Source organism: Methyloversatilis universalis FAM5 (assembly GCF_000214035.2).
Lineage (GTDB): Bacteria > Pseudomonadota > Gammaproteobacteria > Burkholderiales > Rhodocyclaceae > Methyloversatilis > Methyloversatilis universalis.
The window spans coordinates 43,300-63,972 of sequence record NZ_AFHG01000057.1 but is presented as its reverse complement, the minus strand read 5'-3'; the positions used below and the strand labels follow the sequence as shown (position 1 = coordinate 63,972).

The window sequence follows — 20,673 nt, the reverse complement described above, 5'->3', positions numbered from 1 at the left end:
GTCAGGGTACCGGGTCGTAACCGCCCGGATGCCACGGATGACAGCGCGACACGCGCTTCAGTGCCAGCCAGCTGCCACGGACGCTGCCGTGACGGCGGATGGCTTCGCCTGCGTATTCTGAACAGCTGGGCATGAAACGGCAGTTACGGCCCAGCAGCGGACTGATGGCGTAACGATAGACCGCAATCAGGCCGAGCAGGACGGATTTCATGCCGGGTCTCCCGACGGCTCGGCGGCGGGACGACGCATGCGGGCCAGCAGCGCGTCGATTTCTTCGCGCAGGCGCTTGCGGTCCAGTCCGTCCGGACGGGCGTTGAGCCGCAGGATGATGTCGACCGGCTTGAGCGCCGGACGCTGGTGACGGAATGCTTCCCGCGCCAGGCGCTTGACCAGGTTGCGGGCGTTCGCGCGCTTCAGGAAGCGCTTGGCCACCACGACGCCCAGACGAGCGCCATCGCAGCCGGACGGTCCGTGATGGATCACGAAATGTCGACTGCGCTGGGTACGCCTCAAAGAAAAAACGGATGAGAACTCATCCGTTTTTCTGAGCCGGTATTCGGGACGGAACGCGAAACTGCCGCTGTGCATGTCGGCAGCCTGCTCTCCGGACCGTGCGTGGGGGTTCACCTTGTCGGGCTCACCTGCCAACCGGCCGGAAACTGCAGGGTCTGGCGTCAGACTGCCAGGCGGGCGCGGCCCTTGGAACGGCGGGCGCGGATGACGGCGCGGCCACCACGGGTGCGCATGCGCTCCAGGAAACCGTGGGTGCGGGCACGACGGACTTTCGACGGCTGATAGGTACGCTTCATGGCGTGCTCTCTGGGTATTGGCGAAAACGCGCGATTACAGCGGAAAAGCCCCGCTTTGTCAATCCTTTCCGGACCTTGCACGCGGACGCTCAGCGGGCGCCGAAAATATTTTTGCCCGGCGCCCTTGCGGGCTCTCAGCGCGAAAGCGGCGCCAAAGCGGCCTCCCTGCGGCGTCTGTCAACCGCTTTCGTGAGGTGCGGGCCTGTGGATAAGAAGGCCCGAAATCGCTAGAATCCTTCCCTCATAACAGCATACAAAGCAGCGCCGACCCGGCGCCTCCGATCGCAGCGATCGGCACAGGCGCGCAGTAACGGGTCAGGACGCCTCCGCAACGCTGTCCCGCAAACTCAGAACATCGACCCGGCGACCACGCAGACCATGATGCAACAGTTTTGGGAAGTCTGCCTCAGCCGCTTCGAACAGGAACTCCCCGCACAGCAGTACCAGACCTGGATCAAGGGATTGCGCATCGGCCCGAGCGAAGACGACTCGCTGGCCATCGTCGCACCGAACCGGTTCGTGCTGCAGTGGGTCCGTGAGCGCTATCTTTCGCGCATCGAAGCACTGGGGCTCGAGTACTTCTCGCAGCCGCTGTCGGTCCGGCTCAGCCTGCCCGAAGCCGGCACGCGCACTCCGGCACCGGCAGCCGCCGACGAGCGCACTCCGGCGGCCAGCACCGCTGCGCCCGAACAACCGGAAAGGAACCGCGTCGCCGCACTGCGCGCGGACAGCACCGACAGCACCCGGGTGGCCGCACCCGCCATCCTGACCCGCAGCGTCATCGACGGCGGTGGCGAGCGGGACCGCTCGCGCCTGAATCCGGGCTTCACCTTCGACAATCTGGTCACCGGCCGCGCCAACGAGCTCGCCCGCGCCGCCGCGGTCCAGGTCGCCCAGAACCCGGGCATGTCCTACAACCCCATCTTCATCTATGGCGGTGTGGGTCTGGGCAAGACCCACCTGGTGCATGCGCTGGGCAACGAGGTGATGCGGCACAACCCGGACGCGGTCATCCGCTACGTGCATGCCGACGACTATTACGCCGACGTGGTGCGTGCCTACCAGCAGAAGAGCTTCGACGCCTTCAAGCGCTACTACCGTTCGCTCGACGTGCTGCTGATCGACGACATCCAGTTCTTCAACAACAAGACGCGCACGCAGGAGGAGTTCTTCTACGCCTTCAATGCGCTGACTGACGCGAAGAAGCAGATCGTCATCACCTGTGACACCTACCCGAAGAACATCCAGGGGGTCGAGGAACGCCTGACCACCCGTTTCGGCTGGGGCCTCACGGTGCAGATCGAGCCGCCCGAGCTGGAAATGCGGGTGGCCATCCTGAAGAAGAAGGCCGAGATGGAGCGGGTGAAGGTGGGCGAGGACGTTGCCTTCCTGATCGCCAAGAACATCCGCAGCAACGTGCGCGAGCTCGAGGGCGCGCTGAAGAAGGTGATCGCCTTCGCGCACTTCCACACCGTGCCGATTTCGGTCGAGGTGGCGCGCGAGGCGCTGAAGGACCTGCTCGGTGCACACAACCGGCAGATCACGCTGGAATTCATCCAGAAGACCGTCTCCGACTACTACAAGATCAAGGTGTCGGAGATGTATTCGAAGAAGCGGACGCGCGCGATCGCGCGGCCGCGTCAGGTGGCGATGTTCCTGGCCAAGGAGCTGACGCCGGAAAGCTATCCGGCGATCGGCGAATCCTTCGGCGGGCGTGACCACACGACGGTGCTGCACGCCTGTCGCACCATCGCCGACCTGAGACTGAAGGATGAAGTGCTGAACCACGACCTGCACGTGCTCATACAGACGCTGCGCAAGTGAAGGTCAGGCTGTGAACGAAGCTGTGAATGTGTATGGATAAACAGGTCTGAACGCAGGGGACAAGCGTGTGGACAAGTCCGCCTTTTTGCGACGGGCCGACTTTCATCCACATTTGTTCGTCCACGGAATGGCCGCTTATACAGAAGACCATACAGCTCACAATATTTTGAATTCGAAGCGTTTTTTTGCCTTATCCACAGAAATCGGTCGACGTTAACGGTTTACAGAGGTTTACAAAATGCTCTTAATGAAGATAGAACGCGAACAGCTTCTTCGGCCCCTGCAATCGGTCAGCGGCATCGTTGAGAAGCGTCACACGCTGCCCATCCTGTCCAACGTCCTGATCGACATCGAAGGCGACGCGCTCACCCTGCTCGCCACCGACATCGAGATCCAGATCCGTACCCGCTCCACCGGCAGCATCAGCGCCGCCCAGCCGGCTTCGCTCACCGTGGCCGCACGCAAGCTGCAGGACATCCTGCGCGCGCTGCCCGAAGGTCAGGAAGTGAGCCTGGACGCCGACGAACGCAAGCTCACGGTGCGTGCCGGCAAGAGCCGCTTCACGCTGCAGACCCTGCCGGCGCAGGACTATCCGCGCATGCAGCTGGCCGACGGCGAAACCACCAAGATCAGCCTGAGCCAGAAAACGCTGAAGCGCCTGCTGTCGCTGGTGCAGTACTCGATGGCACAGCAGGACATCCGCTACTACCTGAACGGTCTGCTGCTGTCGGTCGGCGACGAGGAAATGCGTCTGGTGGCCACCGACGGTCACCGCCTGGCCTTCGTGTCCGAACCGCTGCCCGGTGTCACCGGCAAGCTGGACGTGATCCTGCCGCGCAAGACCGTGCTCGAGCTGGCCCGCCAGCTGGCCGACATCGACGATCCGGTCGACATCGAACTCGGCGCCAACCAGGCCCGCCTGCGCTTCGGCTCGGTCGAACTGATCACCAAGCTGATCGACGGCAAGTTCCCGGACTACGAGCGCGTGATCCCGAAGGACCACCCGAAGGAACTGCTGCTGCAGCGCGCCACCTTCCTGCCGGCCCTGCAGCGCGCCGCCATCCTGACCAACGAGAAGTTCAAGGGCGTGCGTGTCGTGCTGTCCGCAGGCACGCTGAAGCTCATTTCGAGCAATGCCGAGCAGGAAGAAGCGGTGGAAGAGCTGGAAGTCGATTACAGCGGCGAAGGCCTCGACATCGGCTTCAACGTGAGCTACCTGCTGGACGTGCTGAACAACGTCAGCGGCGACACGCTGAGCCTGCGCCTGAACGACGGCAACAGCAGCGCGCTCATCACGCTGCCCGGTACCGACGCGTTCAAGTACGTCGTGATGCCGATGCGCGTGTAAGCCCCGCGCCGCCCGCCGTACCCGCCCGGCCCCGTGCCGGGCGTTCCGTTTTTTGATGGACCCCGCGCACCCCGTGCGCAGTACCGGAATACGCCATGTCTGACGAAGCACAGAACCCGAACACGCCCAATCCTGCGCCCGCTCCGAGTGCCGATGGCTACGGCGAAGGCAGCATCCAGATCCTCGAAGGTCTGGAAGCCGTCCGCAAGCGGCCGGGCATGTACATCGGCGACACGTCGGACGGCACCGGTCTGCACCACCTGGTGTTCGAAGTGGTCGACAACTCGATCGACGAGGCGCTGGCCGGCCACTGCGACGACATCGTCATCACCATCCACACCGACAACTCGATTTCGGTCACCGACAACGGTCGCGGCATCCCGACCGGCATCAAGTTCGACGACAAGCACGAGCCCAAGCGTTCGGCCGCCGAAATCGCGCTGACCGAGCTGCACGCCGGCGGCAAGTTCAACCAGAACTCGTACAAGGTGTCCGGCGGTCTGCACGGCGTCGGCGTGAGCTGCGTGAACGCGCTGTCGAAGTGGCTGCGCCTCACGGTGCGGCGCGACGGCCAGAAGCACTTCATCGAATTCGAGCGCGGCGTGCCGCTCGAGCGCCAGATCGAGGTGCAGCAGGGCGTCGAGGTGTCGCCGCTGAAAATCATCGGCAGCACCGAAAAGCGTGGCACCGAAGTGCACTTCCTGGCCGACGAAGAGATTTTCGGCAATGTCGAGTTCCACTACGACATTCTGGCCAAGCGCCTGCGCGAGCTTTCGTTCCTGAACAACGGTGTGAAGATCAAGCTGGTCGACCAGCGCAGCGGCAAGGAGGAGGACTTCGCCTTCTCCGGCGGCGTGAAGGGCTTCGTCGACTACATCAACCGCAACAAGACGGTGCTGCACCCGAACGTGTTCTACAGCGCCGGCGCATCGGTGCTGAACGGCGTGCAGATCGACGTCGAGGTCGCGATGCAGTGGAACGACAGCTATGCCGAACAGGTGCTGTGTTTCACCAACAACATCCCGCAGTCCGACGGCGGTACCCACCTGACCGGTCTGCGTGCGGCGATGACCCGCATCATCAACAAGTACATCGAAGAAAACGAGATCGCGAAGAAGGCCAAGGTCGACATCACCGGCGACGACATGCGCGAAGGCCTGGCCTGCGTGCTGTCGGTGAAGATGCCCGACCCGAAGTTCGCGTCGCAGACCAAGATGAAGCTGGTGTCGTCGGAAGCGCGCCCGGCGGTGGAAGAAGTCGTGGCACAGAAGCTCGCCGACTTCCTGCTCGAGCGCCCGAACGACGCCAAGACCATCTGCGGCAAGATCGTCGAAGCCGCGCGTGCGCGCGACGCCGCCCGCAAGGCGCGCGACATGACCCGCCGCAAGGGCGTGCTCGATTCCTTCGGCCTGTCCGGCAAGCTCGCCGACTGCCAGGAGAAGGACCCGGCCAACGCCGAGCTCTACCTGGTCGAGGGTGATTCCGCAGGCGGCTCCGCCAAGCAGGGCCGCGACCGGAAGTTCCAGGCCATCCTGCCGCTCAAGGGCAAGATCCTGAACGTCGAGAAAGCGCGCTTCGACAAGCTCATTTCCAGCCAGGAAATCGTCACGCTGATCCAGACCCTGGGCACCGGCATCGGCAAGGACGAGTACAAACCTGAAAAGCTGCGCTACCACCGCATCATCATCATGACCGACGCCGACGTCGACGGCGCCCACATCCGCACCCTGCTGCTCACCTTCTTCTACCGCCAGATGCCCGAGCTGGTCGAAGGCGGCCACATCTACATCGCCCAGCCGCCGCTGTACAAGATCAAGCACGGCCGCACCGAGCTGTACGTGAAGGACGACCACGAGCTGAACCAGTACCTGCTCAAGCTCGCCTTCGACGACGCCAGCCTGCTGCCGCGCGAAGGCGCCGAGCCGCTGTCCGGCACCGCCTTCGAAGAAATGGCGCGCGAGTACCTGACCGCCGAAGCCATCGTCGACCGTCTGGCCGAATACGCCGACGGCGAACTGCTGCGCGCCTTGCTCGAACACAACATCGCGCTCGACCTCGCCGACGAAGCCGCCGCCCGCGCCAGCGTCACGCGTCTGGCCGAGGTCATGCCGGCCAGCGTCAAGCTCGACGCCGACTACAACGACAAGACCGAAGGCTGGCAGCTGCGCATCGAGCGCATGCACCACGGCAACCGCAAGGTCGGCCACGTCGATGGCGAATTCCTGCTGTCAGGCGACTACCAGCGCATCCGCAACGCCGCCGAAACCGTTGCCGGCCTGATCGGCGAAGGTGCCGTGGTCAAGCGTGGTGAGAAGTCGCAGGACGTGAAGTCCTTTGGCGAAGCCGCCCACTGGCTGCTCAACGAAGTCGAACGCAACCTCGGCAAGCAGCGCTACAAGGGCCTGGGCGAAATGAACCCCGAGCAGCTGTGGGAAACCACCATGGACCCCACCGTGCGCCGCCTGCTCAAGGTGCAGATCGAAGACGCCATCGCCGCTGACGAAATCTTCACCACGCTGATGGGCGACAACGTCGAACCGCGCAGGGAGTTCATCGAGCGCAATGCGCTGAATGCGCGGAATATTGATGTGTGATTGATGCTATCCATGCGCACCTGATTCGTTGCTTCAGGTGCGCATGGGCGGGCAGATCGATCCCGACCTGCAGACTGGCGGCACGACCGCGAAGCCCCGTGGTGATTTCACCTGTGCCGATGAAGCTGGTGAACAGGCTGCCATCCAAGCGTTTTCCCACTCACCGATCCACTTTTTCCAGAATCCTACGTGAGCACCCTCCCTCCCTGCCCCCAATGCCATTCCGAATTCAGCTACGAAGACGGCGCTTCGCTCATCTGTCCGGAATGCGGTCACGAATGGAGCCGGGATGCGGCTGCTGCGGGCGATGAGCAGCGGGTGTGGAAGGACGCGCACGGCAATGTGCTGCAGGACGGCGATACCGTCACGCTGATCAAGGATCTGAAGGTGAAGGGCAGTTCTTCGGTGCTGAAGGTGGGTACCAAGGTGAAGAACATCCGCCTGGTCGAGGGCGACCACGACATCGATTGCCGCATCGACGGCTTCGGTTCGATGCAGCTGAAGTCGGAGTTCGTGAAGAAGGTGTGACCTGCGCTCGCCGATCATTTTCGTGGTGTCACGAAATTGATCGGCCGCGCCGCAGCGATACCTGCGACATCGGTAATTCCGCCCTCACGCGAGGGCGGTCGTTTTTCCTGCAGCTGGCTATCCCCGCCCTGCGCCGCCTCAGTGCGCCCGCACCGTCCGGGGGCATGCCTCCACTCTACTACCCATTGATCTGAAAGCACTTTCCGGCTGGCACGAATGCTGCGCGAGGTGAGGACCCTTTCCGCCTCCATCCCAATCCAGATAAGGAGCGCATCACATGTCCGGCTGCACACATCCCGCACATCAGCACTGCAGTTTCTGCGATTCGAAAGGTCATCTGACCGTCGAGGTCGATGGCAACGGTGACCCGCATATCGACGATCCGGCGCCCAAGGATCCGTCGCGGCGGGGGCTTCTGAAAGGGTCGATCGCTGCCGGGCTGGGCACGCTGGGCGCGGGTCTGGTCGGCAGTTCGGTCGCGCGGGCGGCGGACGGCACGATGCAGACGCGCAGCCACTACTTCATTCCGGCCAGCGCCGACACGGTGCACTGGGGCTATTTCTCGAAGTCGCTGAAGCCGCAGGTGGAAATCAGTTCGGGCGATTTCGTCACCATCGAAACGCTCACCCACCACGCCGGTGACGATTACGACCGCATGATCAAGGGCGACCCGGGCGCCGAGAGCGTGTTCCACTGGGACAAGAAGAAAAAGGGCGTGAACCGGCGCGGCGCCGGGCCGATGGACGCCAGCCTGTTCGGCAGGGGCGCCGGCGAAGGCCTGGGCGTGCACATCTGTACCGGTCCGGTGTACGTGAAGGGTGCGGAAGAAGGCGACGTGCTCGAGGTGCGCATCGTCGATGTGGCGCCGCGGCCGAGCGCCAACCCGGCGTACAAGGGCAAGAGCTTCGGCGTCAATGCGGCCGCCTGGTGGGGCTTCCACTACAAGGACCTGATCACCGAGCCGAAGAACCGCGAAGTGATCACCATCTACGAAATCGACGCCGGGCTGGACCGCAACTGGGCGCAGGCGGTGTACAACTTCCAGTGGACGCCGCAGACCGACCCTTTCGGCGTCGTGCACAAGACCATCGACTACCCGGGCGTCATCGTCGATCACGCGACGGTGAAAGAGAACCACGGCGTGCTGAAGAACGTGCGCGTACCGGTGCGGCCGCACTTCGGCGTGGCCGGTGTCGCACCGAAGGAAGCGGACATGGTCGATTCCATCCCGCCCAGCTATACCGGCGGCAATATCGACAACTGGCGCATCGGCAAGGGCGCCACCATGTACTACCCGGTCGCGGTCAAGGGCGCGCTGTTCTCGGTCGGTGACCCGCACGCGGGCCAGGGCGATTCCGAACTGTGCGGTACCGCGATCGAGTGCTCGCTGACCGGCACCTTCCAGTTCATCCTGCACAAGAAGGCCGATCTCGCCGGCACACCGCTGGACAAGCTCGAATACCCGCTGCTCGAAACCCAGGACGAGTGGGTGATCCACGGCTTCAGTTTCGCCAACTACCTGGCTGAGCTGGGCGACAAGGCGCAGAGCGACATCTACGCCAAGTCATCGGTCGATCTGGCGCTGCGCGACGCCTTCCGCAAGAGCCGCACCTTCCTGATGGACACCCAGGGCCTGAGCGAGGACGAAGCGATCTCGCTGCTGTCGGTCGGCGTCGATTTCGCGGTCACCCAGGTGGTGGATGGCAACTGGGGCGTGCATGCGGTGATCCGCAAGGCACTGTTCTCCGGCGGCAGTCTGTAAAGGCCACGCGGCAGGCCCGGCCCGCGCCGAGGCCTGCCGTGTGCAGCACAGTCTTCATGGCGCGGCGTGACATGTTCGATGATGCCGCGGCCGAGGCACGCGGCATCATCGCGCCTTCGTCTTCCATCGCCGCCGCCATGTCCTTCCCGCTCGACGCCTATCTCGCCCGCATCGCCTGGACCGGCAGTGACCGACCCGCGCCGGATGCCGGCACGCTCGACGCGCTGATACTGGCGCACACCATCGCCATTCCGTTCGAGAACCTCGATCCGCTGCGCAGCCGACCGGTGCCGGTCGATGCCGCCAGCGTGACCGACAAGCTGCTGTCGCAGGGTCGCGGCGGCTACTGTTTCGAGCATGGGCGTCTGTTCGCCGATGCGCTGCAGGCGCTGGGCTTCACGGTGACCGAACTGGCGGCCCGCGTGATGTGGAACCAGCCGGAAGACGCACTGACCCCGCAGTCGCACATGCTGCTGGATGTGACGACGCCGCAGGGCCCGCGCCTGGTCGATGTCGGTTTCGGCGGTCTCACGGTGACCGCCGGTCTGCACTGGGAAGACCGGCTCGAACAGCGCACGCCGCACGGCGCCTACCGCCTGCTGCAACGCGACGATTACTGGTGGCTGCAGTCGCTGGTGGCCGGCGAGTGGAAGAATCTGTACCGGGTGCGCCGCCTGCCGATGCACGGCTGTGACTACGAGGCGTCGAGCTACTTCCTGTCCACCCATCCGCAGTCCATTTTCACCGGCAATCTGATGCTGGCGCGCGCCGGTGCCGACCGGCGCTGGACGCTGTTCAACCGCGAACTGTCCGAATACCGGGCTGACGGCAGCGTCGCCCGCCGCACGCTGCCCGACGCCGAAGCGCTGATCGCCGCGGTGCAGGACCTGTTCGGCCTGCCGGTGGCGGACCAGCCCGACCTGCTGGCCCGGCTGCGCGCGCTGGCGACCGACTGAGGCCGCCCGCCACCTTCGGTCAGCCGTTCGAAATCCGGCTGCCGCCGCCCAGCCCGAAAGCCTGGGCGAACTGGTCTGCGGACAGTGCCTGACCGAACAGATAGCCCTGTCCGTGCACGCAGCCCTCGCGGAACAGGCGTATCCGCTGCACGTCCTGTTCGATGCCTTCGGCGATGCTGTCGAGCGCGAAACTGCGGGTGATGTCGAGGATGGCGCGCACCACCGATGCGTCGCGTTCCGATTCCAGCATGGCCTCGACGAAGGAGCGGTCGATCTTGATGCGGGTCAGCGGATAGCGCTTGAGCAGGCTGAGCGAGGCGAAGCCGGTGCCGAAGTCGTCGAAGGACACGCCCACCCCCAGCGCGCGCACCCGCTGCAGCGTATCCAGCACCAGATCGTCGTGGTCGAGCACGATGTTCTCGGTCACTTCCAGTTCAAGCGCCTCCGGCGGCAGGCCGTGCCTTTCGAGCGCGGATCTGACCTGTTCGGTCAGGTCGCCGACCCGGAACTGCGCGCCGAAAAGATTCACCCCCATGCGGAAATCCGGTGCGCCGTTGCGACGCCAGTAGGCGGCCTGTGCGCAGGCCTCTTCCAGCGTCCAGGCGCCTACGGTCGCGGCCAGCGGGCCGCCCTCGAGTGCCGGCAGGAAGGCGGCCGGCGCCAGCAGGCCGCGTTCCGGGTGCAGCCAGCGTATCAGCGCCTCGGCCCCGGTCAGCGCGCCGTCGGACAGTCTGACCTGGGGCTGGTAGAACAGCAGGAATTCGCCTTCGTGCGCGGCGCGGTGCAGTTCCATGCTGTACAGGCGGCGGGCCACCGCCTCCATGCGCAGTGCCGGCTGGAAGGTGAAGCACTGCGCGCGGCCGATGCTCTTCGCCTTGAACAGCGCCAGATCGGCATTGCTGATCAGTTCCAGCGCCTCGCTGGCGTGCAGCGGTGCGACCGCCAGCCCGCAGCTGGCCGCCACCCTCACTTCGTGGCCATCAACCACGATGGGATCCTCTATCGTCGTCAGCACCGCGTGCGCCACCTCGCCTGCGCGGCTCAGGTCGGCGGTGCCGGCCAGCAGCAGCGCGAACTCGTCGCCGCCGATGCGTGCGGCCACGCCGTCGCCATCGACCAGCGCCTGCAGCCGGTGACCGACCTGCTGCAGGATGCCGTCGCCGATGGCGTGGCCCAGCGTGTCATTCACGTCCTTGAAGCCGTCCAGGTCGATCATGATGACTGCCGCCGGTGACGGCCGGGTCAGCACCTCTTCGACCCGGCGGAAGAAGCCGGCGCGGTTGGCCAGCCCGGTCAGGCCGTCGGTGCTGGCCATGCGGCGCAGCGCGTTCTCGCGCTCACGGCGCTCGCTGCAATCCTGCAGGTGGGCGCTGAAGGTGATGCCATCCGGTTCGCGGTGCAGGAACAGCGTGAGCCCGAGCAGCAGTTCGACGCCGTCGGTGCGCAGGCCGATGATGTCCTTGGGCACCGCCAGTCCGTCGAGCGAGCCCTGCGCGACCGCAGGCGCGAGCAGTGCGCGGAAGGCGACGCGATCGCGTTCCGGCAGCAGCGTGTCCACCGGCTCGCCGAGGCCCTGTTCCGGGGTGCGGCCCAGCAGCATGGCCGCGGCACCGTTGCAGCCGATCAGCCGCGCGTCGGCGTCGAAGGCGATCAGCGGGTTCGGGGCGTTGCGCGCGAATTCGTCGAAGGCCGGGCGGCTGTGCTCGGGCGCCACCTCGATCCGCCGCAGTTCGAGGCGGTCGGCCGCCATGCGGGCCAGCTCGCGCAGACGTTCGCAGTCCTCGTCGCTGAAATCCTTGTGCGGGACGCTGTCGATCACGCACAGCGCGCCGAGGGCGTGCCCGTCCGGCGACAGCAGCGGTACGCCGGCATAGAAGCGCAGGCAGGCGCGACCGGTCACCAGCGGGTTGTCATGAAAGCGCTCGTCGGTCAGCGCGTCGGGCACCACCATCACGTCGCCCTGATTGATCGCGTGCGCGCAGAAGGACACGTCACGGCTCATGTCGACCGGCTCGTCGATGCCGGTGCTGGCCGCGAAGAAAACGTGGTCGCTGCCGATCAGATTTACCGCGGCAACCGGCATGCCGAACATGCGGGCGGCGATGCGCACCACCGGATCCAGGCTGGGCAGCGGGCGGTCGCTGCCCAGACCATAGGCATCGAGCGACCGCAGCCTTTCAGGTTCGGACGGAAGAATGGATGGACACTTCATCGCAGGGCCCCAGACAAGACTCTGGAATGGCGCCTCTGCGGGCGCGCATTCCGGGAGGATGGACGGACAGCAGGCTGACTGGCGTGCGCGTCATCCCGTCGGCATGATGCCTGACGGCCACATCATCCTGCGCGATCTCCCACGATGCAAATGGTTTCACCTGACGCGGCCGGGTGATCGTCCTGAAATGACCGATTACATCTCGACCGGAACAGCGCTGTGTCAGATGCGACGCAGTCGTCGCCCCGCCGCTTAGACTGGGGCTTTTCACCGTACGGCTCCGCTCACGATGTCGATGACTGTCCGTCATGCCGCTGCAATGCGCGCGGCCGGGGCGCCTTGAATATGGCGCGCCGCCGTGGGCAATCTGCCCTCGCCCGTTCGATGGGACGCGTGGTGTCCGCGATGACGCGATCGACATTGCGCTCCGGTCGCCGCGTGCTGCGCCGCGCGCTCGACAGCGCGGCCGAACGCATGCGCGCGCCCCCCGGCGATGGCGACTGGATGGCCGGCCAGGCGTTGGGTCTGGGCGGGATGCGGCGTTTCCACCTGTTCCGCCCGCGTGGCCTACGCCGCGGCGAGAAACTGCCGCTGCTGGTCATGCTGCACGGATGCGGGCAGGACGACCGCGGCTTCGCGCTCAGCACGCGCATGAACCGCATTGCCGCGCGCGAGCGCTTCATGGTGCTGTATCCGCTGCATGAGCGCAGCGCGAACGCGCAGGGCTGCTGGAACTGGTTCGGCACCCGTTCGCGCCGGGCCCCGGGCGAAATGTCCTGCCTGATGGCGGCCATCGATCAGGTCTGCCTGTTCCACCCGGTCGATCCGGCGCGCATCGCGCTGGCCGGCCTGTCCGCCGGTGCCAGCATGGCCGCGCTGCTGGCCACCCGCCACCCTGCCCGCTTCCGTGCGGTGGTCATGCATTCCGGTGTGGCGCCAGGGTGTGCCGACGCGGCCTCGGACGCGCTGGCGGCCATGCGCGGGCAACGTTCCCCCGCGGCACCGGAACCGGGTCCGCCGTGGCCGCCTCTGCTGGTCATTCACGGCTCGCGTGACCGCGTGGTGTGGCCGGAATGCGGCCGTGCCGCGGCGCAGCTCTGGGCGGAGCAGGCGGGCGCCCGTGCCGGCAGCGCCACCCGGGTGCAGCGCGGCTCGCGCCTGCCGATGACCATGACCCGTTACCGCAAGGGCCGCCGCACCGTGAGCATGCTGTGCGAGATCGAGGGCCTCGGTCATGCCTGGAGCGGCGGCGATGCGCGCGAGCCGCACGGCGATGCCAGCGGGCCTGACGCGTCGCGCATGGTGTGGGCCTTCGTGCGGCGGCAGTTCGAAGCGGACTGAGCCGGTCAGCGCTGCAGTTTTCGACAAGACAGCACTGCCCGGACGGCGGCAGACTGTCGCTTTCCGTCCCTCCGCCCTTGCCGTGTCCGCGCTGCTTGCTCCCGTACTGTTCGTGCTTGTCTGGTCCACCGGCTTCATCGTCGCCCGGGCCATCGACGGTGCGGCCGCCCCCGGCCTCTTCCTGTGCGCGCGCTTCGTGCTCACCACGCTGCTGTTCGGAGGCATCGCGTTCGCCGCTGGTGCACGCTGGCCGGCGCGCGATCAGTGGCCCACGCATCTGATCGCCGGTGCATTGCTTCAGGGTGTGTACATGGGGGGCGGTTACTGGGCGGTGTCGCACGGCCTGTCGCCCGCGGTGATGGCGCTGCTCGCCACGCTGCAGCCCATGCTGACCGCCCTGGTCGCCCAGCGGCTGTTCGGTGAGCCGCTGGGCCGTCATTTCTGGGGTGGACTGTTGGCCGGCGCGCTGGGCGTCGGGCTGGTGCTTGCGCCGCATCTGGCCACGGTGGGGCCGGAAGCGCTGTCGCCCGGGGTGCTGGCGGTCGCCCTGCTGTCGGTGGCCGCCATCACCGCCGGTACGCTGATCCAGAAAACCTCGATCGCGGCGACCGATCTGTCCAGCTCCAGCGCGCTGCAGAACGCCGCAGGCGCGCTGGTCACCGGCGTGGCGGCGCTGCTGCTCGGCGAGTCGCTGTGGGTGCCGGGTGTCGCGCTCTGGGGCGCGCTGGCGTGGGCGGTGCTCGGTCTGTCGGCCATCGGCAGCACGCTGCTGGTGTGGATGGTGCGTCAGGGCTCGGCCGCGCGGGTGAGCGTGCTGGTGCTGCTGGTGCCGCCGCTGGCCGCGGTGCAGGCGGCACTGCTGTTCGGCGAGCGACTCAGTCCGCTGCAGATCGGCGGTTTCGCGCTGGCCCTGGGCGGCGTGCTACTGTGCCGGCGTCGCTGAAAGTCATGCCATGCACGCCGCCGATCCCAATGTCGATACCCGCTGCTACGCCGCCGAACCGGCCGGGCACGCGCACGACTTCCATCAGGTGGTGCTGGGCGGCGACGGCGGGACCGAACTGGAGGTGGAGGGCCACCTGCACCGGGTCGATGCCGGCGCCGGTCTGGTGATTCCGGCCGGCACCCGGCACGACTACCGTGGCCTCGACCACGACAACCGCCAGCTGGTGGTGGATCTGCCGGCCGATTCTGTCGCCCTGCCCCGCGCACTGTTCGAGCGGCCGCAGCCCTTCCTGATCGACGCCCCGCTGCGTGGCCGGGTACAGCCGCTGCTGGGCGTGCGCGACAGCAGCGTGTCGCGGCCGCGCCACTGGATGCTGGCCGCCCGCTTCGCCGACGATCTGGCACGCCGGCTGCACGCTACCCCGGCAGCGGACGACGCCCGCCGCTTTCCGGTCGCCCGCATCGACGGCTGGCTGCGCGCCCACGCCGGCGAGCCGCCGTCGCTGGCGGTGCTGGCCGCGCATTTCGGCTACGGCCCGCGGCGCTTCCACGACCTGTTCGTCGATGCCTTCGGCGAAGCGCCGCACCGCTACCTGACCCGGCTGCGGCTGGACGCCGCCCTCGCCCTGCTCGACCGCCCTGAGCGCACGCTGGCCGACATCGCGGCCGACACCGGCTTTGCCGACCAGAGTGCCTTCACCCGCCGCTTCACCCAGCGTTTCGGCCAGCCGCCCGGCCACTGGCGCCGCGCTGCGGCTAGCATGGCGGCCTGAACTTCGCGCCGAGCGCCGTCATGCCCCACACCCCGGACAGTCCGAAAGCTTCCGCCGACACCGAACACCTGCTGGCGCGCGCCCATATCGAGGGCGTGGACGAGGCGACCTGGCTGGACGTGATCCAGCGCATGGACGAGGTGTATTCGCAGCTGGTGAGCGACGAAATCGCGCTCGAACAGAAGAACGTCGAGCTGGAGGAGTCGCAGCAGTTCATCTTCAGCGTCATGTCCGCCATGTCGGACGTGCTGCTGGTGTGCAACGAGCGCGGCGAGATCGAGGAAACCAATGCCGCGCTGTGCGAACTGGTCGGCCGCAGCGACGATCTGCTGCACGGCACGCCGGTGTATGCGCTGCTCGCTGACAACGACAGCGCGGCGCGGCTGCGCGGCATTCTGGGCGACGCCAATCCGTCACGCCGTGGCGCCGCGGCCGAACTGAACCTGCTCGATGCCGAAGGCCGCCCGGTGCCGGTGGACGCGAACCTCACGCCGCGCTTCGCGCGCAACGGCCGGCGCGCCGGCACCGTGTTCGTCGGCCGGCCCACCGCCGAACTGAAACGCGCCTATCACGAACTGCGCGAGGCGCACGAGGCGCTCAAGCTGGCGCAGCAGCAGCTGCTGCATTCCGAAAAGATGGCCTCGCTCGGCCGGCTGGTCGCCGGCGTCGCGCACGAACTGAACAACCCGATCAGCTTCGTGCTCGGCAACGTGCATGCGCTGAAGAAATACAGCGAGCGCATGGGCCGCTACATCGACGCGGTGCACGAAGGCGCCAGCGACGAAGAGCTGGCCGACATGCGGGTGAAGCTGCGCATCGAACACCTGCTGAAGGACCTGCCTTCGCTGATCGAAGGCACGGTCGAAGGTGCCCAGCGCACCGCCGACATCGTCAATGGCCTGAAACGCTTTTCCGCGGTCGATTCCGGCACGCGTGAGCCGGTGGATCTGAACACCGTCATCCGCCGCGCCATCCACTGGATACGCAAGGGCAGCACCGCCGACATCGAACTGGACTGGACGCCGGGTGAACCCTGCATCGTGCAGGGCAGCGCCGGCCAGCTGCAGCAGGTGGTGATGAACCTGCTGCAGAACGCCTGCGACGCCGCCGGCAGCGACGGCCAGACCGTCCGCCTCGACCTTGCCTGCGAAAGCCGTGGCGACACCGTGCGCATGACCCTGCGCGACAGTGGCCCGGGCATCCCCGACGAATACCTGTCGCGCATCTTCGAACCGTTCTTCACCACCAAGCCGGTCGGCAAGGGCACCGGCCTGGGCCTGTCCATCAGCTACGGCATCGTCGAACAGCACGGCGGCACGCTGACTGCGCGCAACCACCCGCAGGGCGGCGCCGAATTCGCGCTCGAACTGCCGCGGACCGATTCGACGTCGTAAGGCAGGACGGCGTCTGCCCGATGGCGGACTGAAACCGCCTGCGGCCATGCATGGGCTGCATAGCGGCGGGGCGCCGCTCCCACGGCAACTGCCACGAGCTGCGCTTTTCCAGTGGGAGCGGCGCCCCGCCGCGATCGGCCGCCTGCGAAAACGGTGCTGCAGCCTTTACGCCGCCTTGCGCAGCACGATGCGCCCGGCCATGCCGGCGCAGCCGAAGGCTTCGAAGCGTTCGATGCAGAGGTCGCGGGCGGCGGCCATGGCGTCCTTCATGAACTTGCGCGGGTCGAATTCGGACGGGTCCTTGGCCATGGCGCGGCGCATGGCGCCGGTCATGGCGAGCCGGATGTCGGTGTCGATATTTACCTTGCGCACGCCGTGGCGGATGCCTTCCTGGATTTCCTCGACCGGCACGCCATAGGTTTCGCGGATGTCGCCGCCGTGCTCGCGGATGATGCCCAGCCAGTCCTGCGGCACGCTGCTCGAGCCGTGCATCACCAGGTGGGTGTTCGGGATGCGCGCGTGAATGGCCTTGATGCGGTCGATGGCGAGAATGTCGCCGGTCGGCTTGCGGCTGAACTTGTAGGCGCCGTGGCTGGTGCCGATGGCGATGGCCAGCGCGTCGACGCCGGTGGCGGCGACGAACTCGGCGGCCTGGTCCGGGTCGGTCAGCATCTGGTCGTGGGTGAGCACGCCGGCTGCGCCAACGCCGTCCTCCTCACCGGCGGTGCCGGATTCCAGCGAGCCGAGGCAGCCCAGTTCGCCTTCGACCGACACGCCGACCGCGTGCGCCATGTCGACCACGCGGCGGGTCACGTCCACGTTGTACTCGTAGCTGGCCGGCGTCTTCGCGTCCTCCATCAGCGAGCCGTCCATCATGACGCTGGTGAAGCCGGAGCGGATGGCCTGCACGCACACTGCCGGGCTGGCGCCGTGGTCCTGGTGCAGCACGATGGGCAGCTCCGGATACATTTCCGCGGCCGCTTCCACCATGCGGCGCAGGAAGGGCTCGCCGGCGTACTTCCGGGCGCCGGCCGAGGCCTGCAGGATGACCGGCGCATTCACCTTCTGCGCTGCCTGCATGATGGCCTGTATCTGTTCCAGGTTGTTGATGTTGAAAGCGGGCACGCCATAGCCGTGTTCGGCGGCGTGATCGAGCAGCTGGCGCAGGGAAATCATGGGCATGCGGTTCTCCTTGAAGGACGGTGCGAAAAGAAAATCGGGTGGCAGGCCAGACGGGGACGCGGACGTCCTGACGGCTGCGGTTTCAGGCTTGAAGGCGTCGCGTCACGACGCCTTCCATACGGCGGCGGTATCGACCATGCGGTACGCGTAACCGCGGTCGCCGCGGTAGCCGGCGCACACCTTCACCACGCGGCCGGACACCTGGGTCCAGCCGGCTTCGAAGATGCACGAGCGGGTGTCGCGGTCGGACAGCGCGGTGCTGAACGGCGTGTCGCCGTAGCGCACGATGTCCGCCCAGTCGCCGAAGGCGGCGGCCTGCATCAGGCTGTTCACCTCCTCGACCGTGGTGGTGCGCTCGGCGACGAACACCATGCCGATCAGCGAGGCGTGCACGCCGGGCATGCGCATCGGTTCGGTTTCGTCGAAACAGTGGTCCAGTTCGGGCAGCACCCGGTGCAGGTGATCGGCGGCGCCGGTGCGCAGCGGCAGCGCGAAGCCGTCGCCCTCGACGTCGTGCGGGCGGCTGTACACCGCGGTGAGCATGGCGTTGGAAATGCCCAGCGCGTCGTGCAGCACCCGCGCCACCGGCGCGATGCCGTGGGTGGCGCGACAGGCGCCGTGTACCGCGCGGTGGCTGGGTCGCAGCGCGCGGTGGTTCACGCCATACACGACCGTGGTGTCGGCCCCGCGGGCGGCCGGCGCGCAGCTCAGTACCCGCCGCGCACCGGCGGCCAGATGGGTGCGCGCGTCGCGGCCGCTGCAGTCGAACACGATGTCGACCGCATGCCGCTTCCACGGCAGGCGGCGCGCGTCGCGCTCGCGGCTGCGCGGGACGATGCCGGCACCCCCGGCATCCCCGCCCGGCGTGTTCAGTACGACCAGATCCAGATCGTCCCGGCCGGCCAGCGCGTGCAGCACGCTCGCCGCCATCGCGCCGCTGCCGTCGACCGCGACGCGCACGCTCACGGCTGCTCCGTCGTGGCGAGCAGGGCGCGCGCGCGGGCGGCCACGGCGTCCGGCGTGATGCCGAACTGCTGGAACAGCTGGCCGGCCGGTGCCGACTCGCCGAAGCGGTCCAGGCCGACCACATCGCCGCGCTCGCCGACGTACTTCCACCACAGTCCGGTGCTGCCGGCTTCCACCGCGATGCGCGGCAGCGCACGCGGAATCACCGATTCGCGCCAGTGCGCGTCCTGCCGTTCGAATACCTCGATGCAGGGCACGGACACGACGCGGGCGGCGATGCCGTCCGCCGCCAGCAGTTCTGCCGCCAGCAGCGCGACGCCCACTTCGGAGCCGGTCGCGATCAGGCAGATCCGGGCGTCGCGTGGCGCGCGCAACACGTAGCCGCCGCGCGCGATGTCGTCGATGCGCGGCGTGCCGTCGCCGGCATGCGGCAGCGCCTGGCGCGACAGCAGCAAGCAGGCCGGGCCCGGCTGCGGACCCGTGCCGCGCCGCAGCGCCTCGCGCCAGGCCACCGCGGTTTCGGTGGCATCGCCCGGCCGCCACACTTCGACCCCGGGAATCAGCCGCAGGCTGGCCGCGTGTTCCACCGGCTGGTGGGTCGGGCCGTCTTCGCCGAGGCCGATCGAGTCGTGGGTGAACACATAGGTGACCGGCAGGTTCATCAGCGCCGACATGCGTATCGCGTTGCGCGCGTAGTCGGAGAAGGTGAGGAAGGTGCCGCCGTACGGACGGTAGCCACCGTGCAGCGCGATGCCGTTCATCACCGCCGACATGCCGAATTCGCGCACGCCGTAGTGCACGTGGTTGCCAGTGCCGTCGCCCTTCAGCGGCCGGTGGCCCTTCCAGTCGGTCAGGTTGGAGCCGGTCAGGTCGGCCGAGCCGCCCAGCAGTTCCGGAATGGCCGGTGCCACGATGTGCAGCGTGTCCTGCGAAGCCTTGCGGGTGGCCACCGATGCGGCGCGCGCTTCGGCGGCTTCGCAGGCGGCTTCGAGCGCACGCAGCGCGTCCGACGTGAGCGGGGCGTCGCGGCGCAGGCGCCGGCGCAGTTCGGCGGCCAGTTCCGGAAAGGCCTTGGCATAGTTGTCGACCCGCTGCTGCCAGGCGCGATGCGAGGCAGCGCCGCGCTCCTTCGCCGACCAGGCGGCGCGCAGGGCCTCCGGAATCTCGAAGGGTGCCGCACTCCAGCCCAGCGCTTCGCGGGTGAGCGCGATCTCGGCGTCGCCCAGCGCCTCGCCGTGCGCCTTGGCGGTGCCGGCGCGGTTGGGCGAACCCTGGCCGATGCGCGTCCGGCAGCACACCAGCACCGGCTTGTCGCTGTCGTGGGCGGCCGCGATGGCGGCGTCCAGCGCCACCGGGTCGTGACCGTCCACATTGCGCACCACGGCCCAGCCATAGGCTTCGAAGCGGGCCGGCGTGTCGTCGGTGAACCAGCCGCTCACGTCGCCATCGATAGAGATGCCGTTGTCGTCGTAGAACACCACCAGCTTGTTCAGCTTCCAGGTGCCGGCCAGCGAACATACTTCGTGGCTGATGCCTTCCATCAGGCAGCCGTCGCCGACGAAGGCCCAGGTGCGGTGGTCGATCACCGTGTGGCCCGGCCGGTTGAATTCGGCGGCCAGAAGCTTTTCGGCGAGTGCCATGCCGACCGCGTTGGCGATGCCCTGGCCCAGCGGGCCGGTGGTGGTTTCCACCCCCGGCGTGACGTCGATCTCAGGGTGGCCCGGCGTGCGTGAATGCAGCTGGCGGAAGCGGCGCAGCTCGTCCATCGGCAGGTCATAGCCGGTGAGATGCAGCAGCGCATACAGCAGCATTGAGCCGTGGCCGTTCGACAGCACGAAGCGGTCGCGGTCCGGCCACTGCGGGTCGGCCGGGTCGTGCTTCAGGTGGTGGCGCCACAGCGCCTCGGCGATGTCGGCCATGCCCATGGGCATGCCCGGGTGGCCGGAGTTCGCGGCCTGCACCGCGTCCATCGCCAGCGCACGGATCGCGTTGGCGCACTGGCTGCGCAGGAAGAGCGGGGCGTTCATGTCGTTCATCGC

18 protein-coding genes are annotated in these 20,673 nt (G+C 67.3%); 11 read left to right on the top strand and 7 right to left on the bottom strand.

The features are described from left to right. Position 1: 1 nt before the first annotated feature. The 3 genes from yidD to rpmH all read right to left on the bottom strand — a co-directional run bounded on the left by yidD (position 2) and on the right by rpmH (position 809). A complete protein-coding gene (gene yidD / locus METUNV1_RS15880; RefSeq protein ID WP_008063533.1) occupies positions 2 to 211 on the bottom strand; it encodes a membrane protein insertion efficiency factor YidD in 210 nt (69 codons plus the stop codon). Beyond that, positions 208 to 588 (bottom strand): ribonuclease P protein component, encoded by a 381-nt coding sequence (gene rnpA, locus METUNV1_RS15875; RefSeq protein WP_081471381.1) that lies wholly within the window; start codon positions 586 to 588, stop codon positions 208 to 210. The genes yidD and rnpA overlap by 4 nt, the downstream gene beginning before the upstream one ends. Before the next feature lie 86 nt (positions 589 to 674). Next, positions 675 to 809, bottom strand: coding sequence for a 50S ribosomal protein L34 (gene rpmH / locus METUNV1_RS15870; RefSeq protein ID WP_008063530.1), 135 nt, complete (start codon positions 807 to 809; stop codon positions 675 to 677). Positions 810 to 1,187: 378 nt separating this feature from the next. Here rpmH and dnaA point away from each other — a divergent pair, with 378 nt between their 5' ends. The 7 genes from dnaA (at position 1,188) to METUNV1_RS15840 (ending at position 9,821) form a co-directional block, all read left to right on the top strand. Beyond that, positions 1,188 to 2,633, top strand: coding sequence for a chromosomal replication initiator protein DnaA (gene dnaA, locus METUNV1_RS15865; RefSeq protein ID WP_043360142.1), 1,446 nt, complete (start codon positions 1,188 to 1,190; stop codon positions 2,631 to 2,633). A gap of 247 nt (positions 2,634 to 2,880) precedes the next feature. Next, complete coding sequence (dnaN, locus tag METUNV1_RS15860) at positions 2,881 to 3,981, top strand: DNA polymerase III subunit beta (protein WP_081471380.1); 1,101 nt, start codon at positions 2,881 to 2,883, stop codon at positions 3,979 to 3,981. Positions 3,982 to 4,076: 95 nt separating this feature from the next. Further along, positions 4,077 to 6,575, top strand: coding sequence for a DNA topoisomerase (ATP-hydrolyzing) subunit B (gene gyrB, locus METUNV1_RS15855; protein WP_008063523.1), 2,499 nt, complete (start codon positions 4,077 to 4,079; stop codon positions 6,573 to 6,575). Positions 6,576 to 6,618: 43 nt separating this feature from the next. Beyond that, positions 6,619 to 6,768, top strand: a complete 150-nt coding sequence (locus tag METUNV1_RS19900; RefSeq protein ID WP_158005295.1) for a hypothetical protein — start codon at positions 6,619 to 6,621, stop codon at positions 6,766 to 6,768. Further along, positions 6,765 to 7,103 carry a zinc ribbon domain-containing protein YjdM gene (locus METUNV1_RS15850; protein WP_043360140.1) on the top strand — a complete coding sequence of 113 codons (339 nt, stop codon included), beginning with the start codon at positions 6,765 to 6,767 and terminating at the stop codon, positions 7,101 to 7,103. The genes METUNV1_RS19900 and METUNV1_RS15850 overlap by 4 nt, the downstream gene beginning before the upstream one ends. A gap of 277 nt (positions 7,104 to 7,380) precedes the next feature. Beyond that, positions 7,381 to 8,865: an acetamidase/formamidase family protein gene (locus tag METUNV1_RS15845; RefSeq protein WP_008063518.1), complete on the top strand. Its 1,485-nt coding sequence runs from the start codon at positions 7,381 to 7,383 to the stop codon at positions 8,863 to 8,865. Positions 8,866 to 8,921: 56 nt separating this feature from the next. After that, positions 8,922 to 9,821 (top strand): arylamine N-acetyltransferase family protein, encoded by a 900-nt coding sequence (locus METUNV1_RS15840; RefSeq protein ID WP_008063517.1) that lies wholly within the window; start codon positions 8,922 to 8,924, stop codon positions 9,819 to 9,821. A 19-nt stretch (positions 9,822 to 9,840) separates the two neighbouring features. On the opposite strand, the gene METUNV1_RS15835 is transcribed toward METUNV1_RS15840, so the two are convergent. After that, positions 9,841 to 12,033 (bottom strand): putative bifunctional diguanylate cyclase/phosphodiesterase, encoded by a 2,193-nt coding sequence (locus METUNV1_RS15835; RefSeq protein WP_008063516.1) that lies wholly within the window; start codon positions 12,031 to 12,033, stop codon positions 9,841 to 9,843. Positions 12,034 to 12,438: 405 nt separating this feature from the next. Between METUNV1_RS15835 and METUNV1_RS15830 the strand changes: the two genes are divergently transcribed. From METUNV1_RS15830 to METUNV1_RS15815, 4 genes are all read left to right on the top strand, one after another. Continuing rightward, on the top strand, positions 12,439 to 13,374 hold the full coding sequence (locus tag METUNV1_RS15830; RefSeq protein ID WP_232416310.1) for an extracellular catalytic domain type 1 short-chain-length polyhydroxyalkanoate depolymerase: 936 nt from the start codon (positions 12,439 to 12,441) through the stop codon (positions 13,372 to 13,374). 82 nt (positions 13,375 to 13,456) lie between these two features. After that, entirely contained in the window at positions 13,457 to 14,317 is an 861-nt protein-coding gene (locus METUNV1_RS15825; RefSeq protein ID WP_008063512.1) for a DMT family transporter, read from the top strand. Between the two features lie 10 nt (positions 14,318 to 14,327). After that, positions 14,328 to 15,092, top strand: a complete 765-nt coding sequence (locus METUNV1_RS15820; protein ID WP_008063511.1) for a helix-turn-helix transcriptional regulator — start codon at positions 14,328 to 14,330, stop codon at positions 15,090 to 15,092. Positions 15,093 to 15,112: 20 nt separating this feature from the next. Then, a complete protein-coding gene (locus tag METUNV1_RS15815; protein WP_008063509.1) occupies positions 15,113 to 16,486 on the top strand; it encodes a sensor histidine kinase in 1,374 nt (457 codons plus the stop codon). 165 nt (positions 16,487 to 16,651) lie between these two features. Here METUNV1_RS15815 and fba read toward each other — a convergent pair whose 3' ends face one another. The 3 genes from fba to tkt all read right to left on the bottom strand — a co-directional run bounded on the left by fba (position 16,652) and on the right by tkt (position 20,670). Further along, positions 16,652 to 17,668 carry a class II fructose-bisphosphate aldolase gene (gene fba / locus METUNV1_RS15810; RefSeq protein WP_008063508.1) on the bottom strand — a complete coding sequence of 339 codons (1,017 nt, stop codon included), beginning with the start codon at positions 17,666 to 17,668 and terminating at the stop codon, positions 16,652 to 16,654. A gap of 102 nt (positions 17,669 to 17,770) precedes the next feature. Continuing rightward, positions 17,771 to 18,634 (bottom strand): glyceraldehyde-3-phosphate dehydrogenase, encoded by an 864-nt coding sequence (locus METUNV1_RS15805; RefSeq protein ID WP_008063506.1) that lies wholly within the window; start codon positions 18,632 to 18,634, stop codon positions 17,771 to 17,773. Then, positions 18,631 to 20,670, bottom strand: coding sequence for a transketolase (gene tkt, locus METUNV1_RS15800; RefSeq protein WP_008063504.1), 2,040 nt, complete (start codon positions 20,668 to 20,670; stop codon positions 18,631 to 18,633). The genes METUNV1_RS15805 and tkt overlap by 4 nt, the downstream gene beginning before the upstream one ends. Between the last annotated feature and the right edge of the window lie 3 nt (positions 20,671 to 20,673).

Bases quoted from the DNA above. Each gene is read 5' to 3' on its own strand.
- gyrB (WP_008063523.1), top strand. From the start codon at position 4,077: ATGTCTGACGAAGCACAGAACCCGAACACGCCCAATCCTGCGCCCGCT.
- METUNV1_RS15845 (WP_008063518.1), top strand. From the start codon at position 7,381: ATGTCCGGCTGCACACATCCCGCACATCAGCACTGCAGTTTCTGCGAT.
- rnpA (WP_081471381.1), bottom strand. From the start codon at position 588: ATGCACAGCGGCAGTTTCGCGTTCCGTCCCGAATACCGGCTCAGAAAA.
- METUNV1_RS15835 (WP_008063516.1), bottom strand. From the start codon at position 12,033: ATGAAGTGTCCATCCATTCTTCCGTCCGAACCTGAAAGGCTGCGGTCG.
- yidD (WP_008063533.1), bottom strand. From the start codon at position 211: ATGAAATCCGTCCTGCTCGGCCTGATTGCGGTCTATCGTTACGCCATC.
- METUNV1_RS19900 (WP_158005295.1), top strand. From the start codon at position 6,619: ATGGGCGGGCAGATCGATCCCGACCTGCAGACTGGCGGCACGACCGCG.
- tkt (WP_008063504.1), bottom strand. From the start codon at position 20,670: ATGAACGACATGAACGCCCCGCTCTTCCTGCGCAGCCAGTGCGCCAAC.
- rpmH (WP_008063530.1), bottom strand. From the start codon at position 809: ATGAAGCGTACCTATCAGCCGTCGAAAGTCCGTCGTGCCCGCACCCAC.
- dnaN (WP_081471380.1), top strand. From the start codon at position 2,881: ATGAAGATAGAACGCGAACAGCTTCTTCGGCCCCTGCAATCGGTCAGC.
- dnaA (WP_043360142.1), top strand. From the start codon at position 1,188: ATGATGCAACAGTTTTGGGAAGTCTGCCTCAGCCGCTTCGAACAGGAA.
- METUNV1_RS15830 (WP_232416310.1), top strand. From the start codon at position 12,439: ATGACGCGATCGACATTGCGCTCCGGTCGCCGCGTGCTGCGCCGCGCG.
- METUNV1_RS15840 (WP_008063517.1), top strand. From the start codon at position 8,922: ATGGCGCGGCGTGACATGTTCGATGATGCCGCGGCCGAGGCACGCGGC.
- METUNV1_RS15815 (WP_008063509.1), top strand. From the start codon at position 15,113: ATGCCCCACACCCCGGACAGTCCGAAAGCTTCCGCCGACACCGAACAC.
- METUNV1_RS15820 (WP_008063511.1), top strand. From the start codon at position 14,328: ATGCACGCCGCCGATCCCAATGTCGATACCCGCTGCTACGCCGCCGAA.
- fba (WP_008063508.1), bottom strand. From the start codon at position 17,668: ATGCCCATGATTTCCCTGCGCCAGCTGCTCGATCACGCCGCCGAACAC.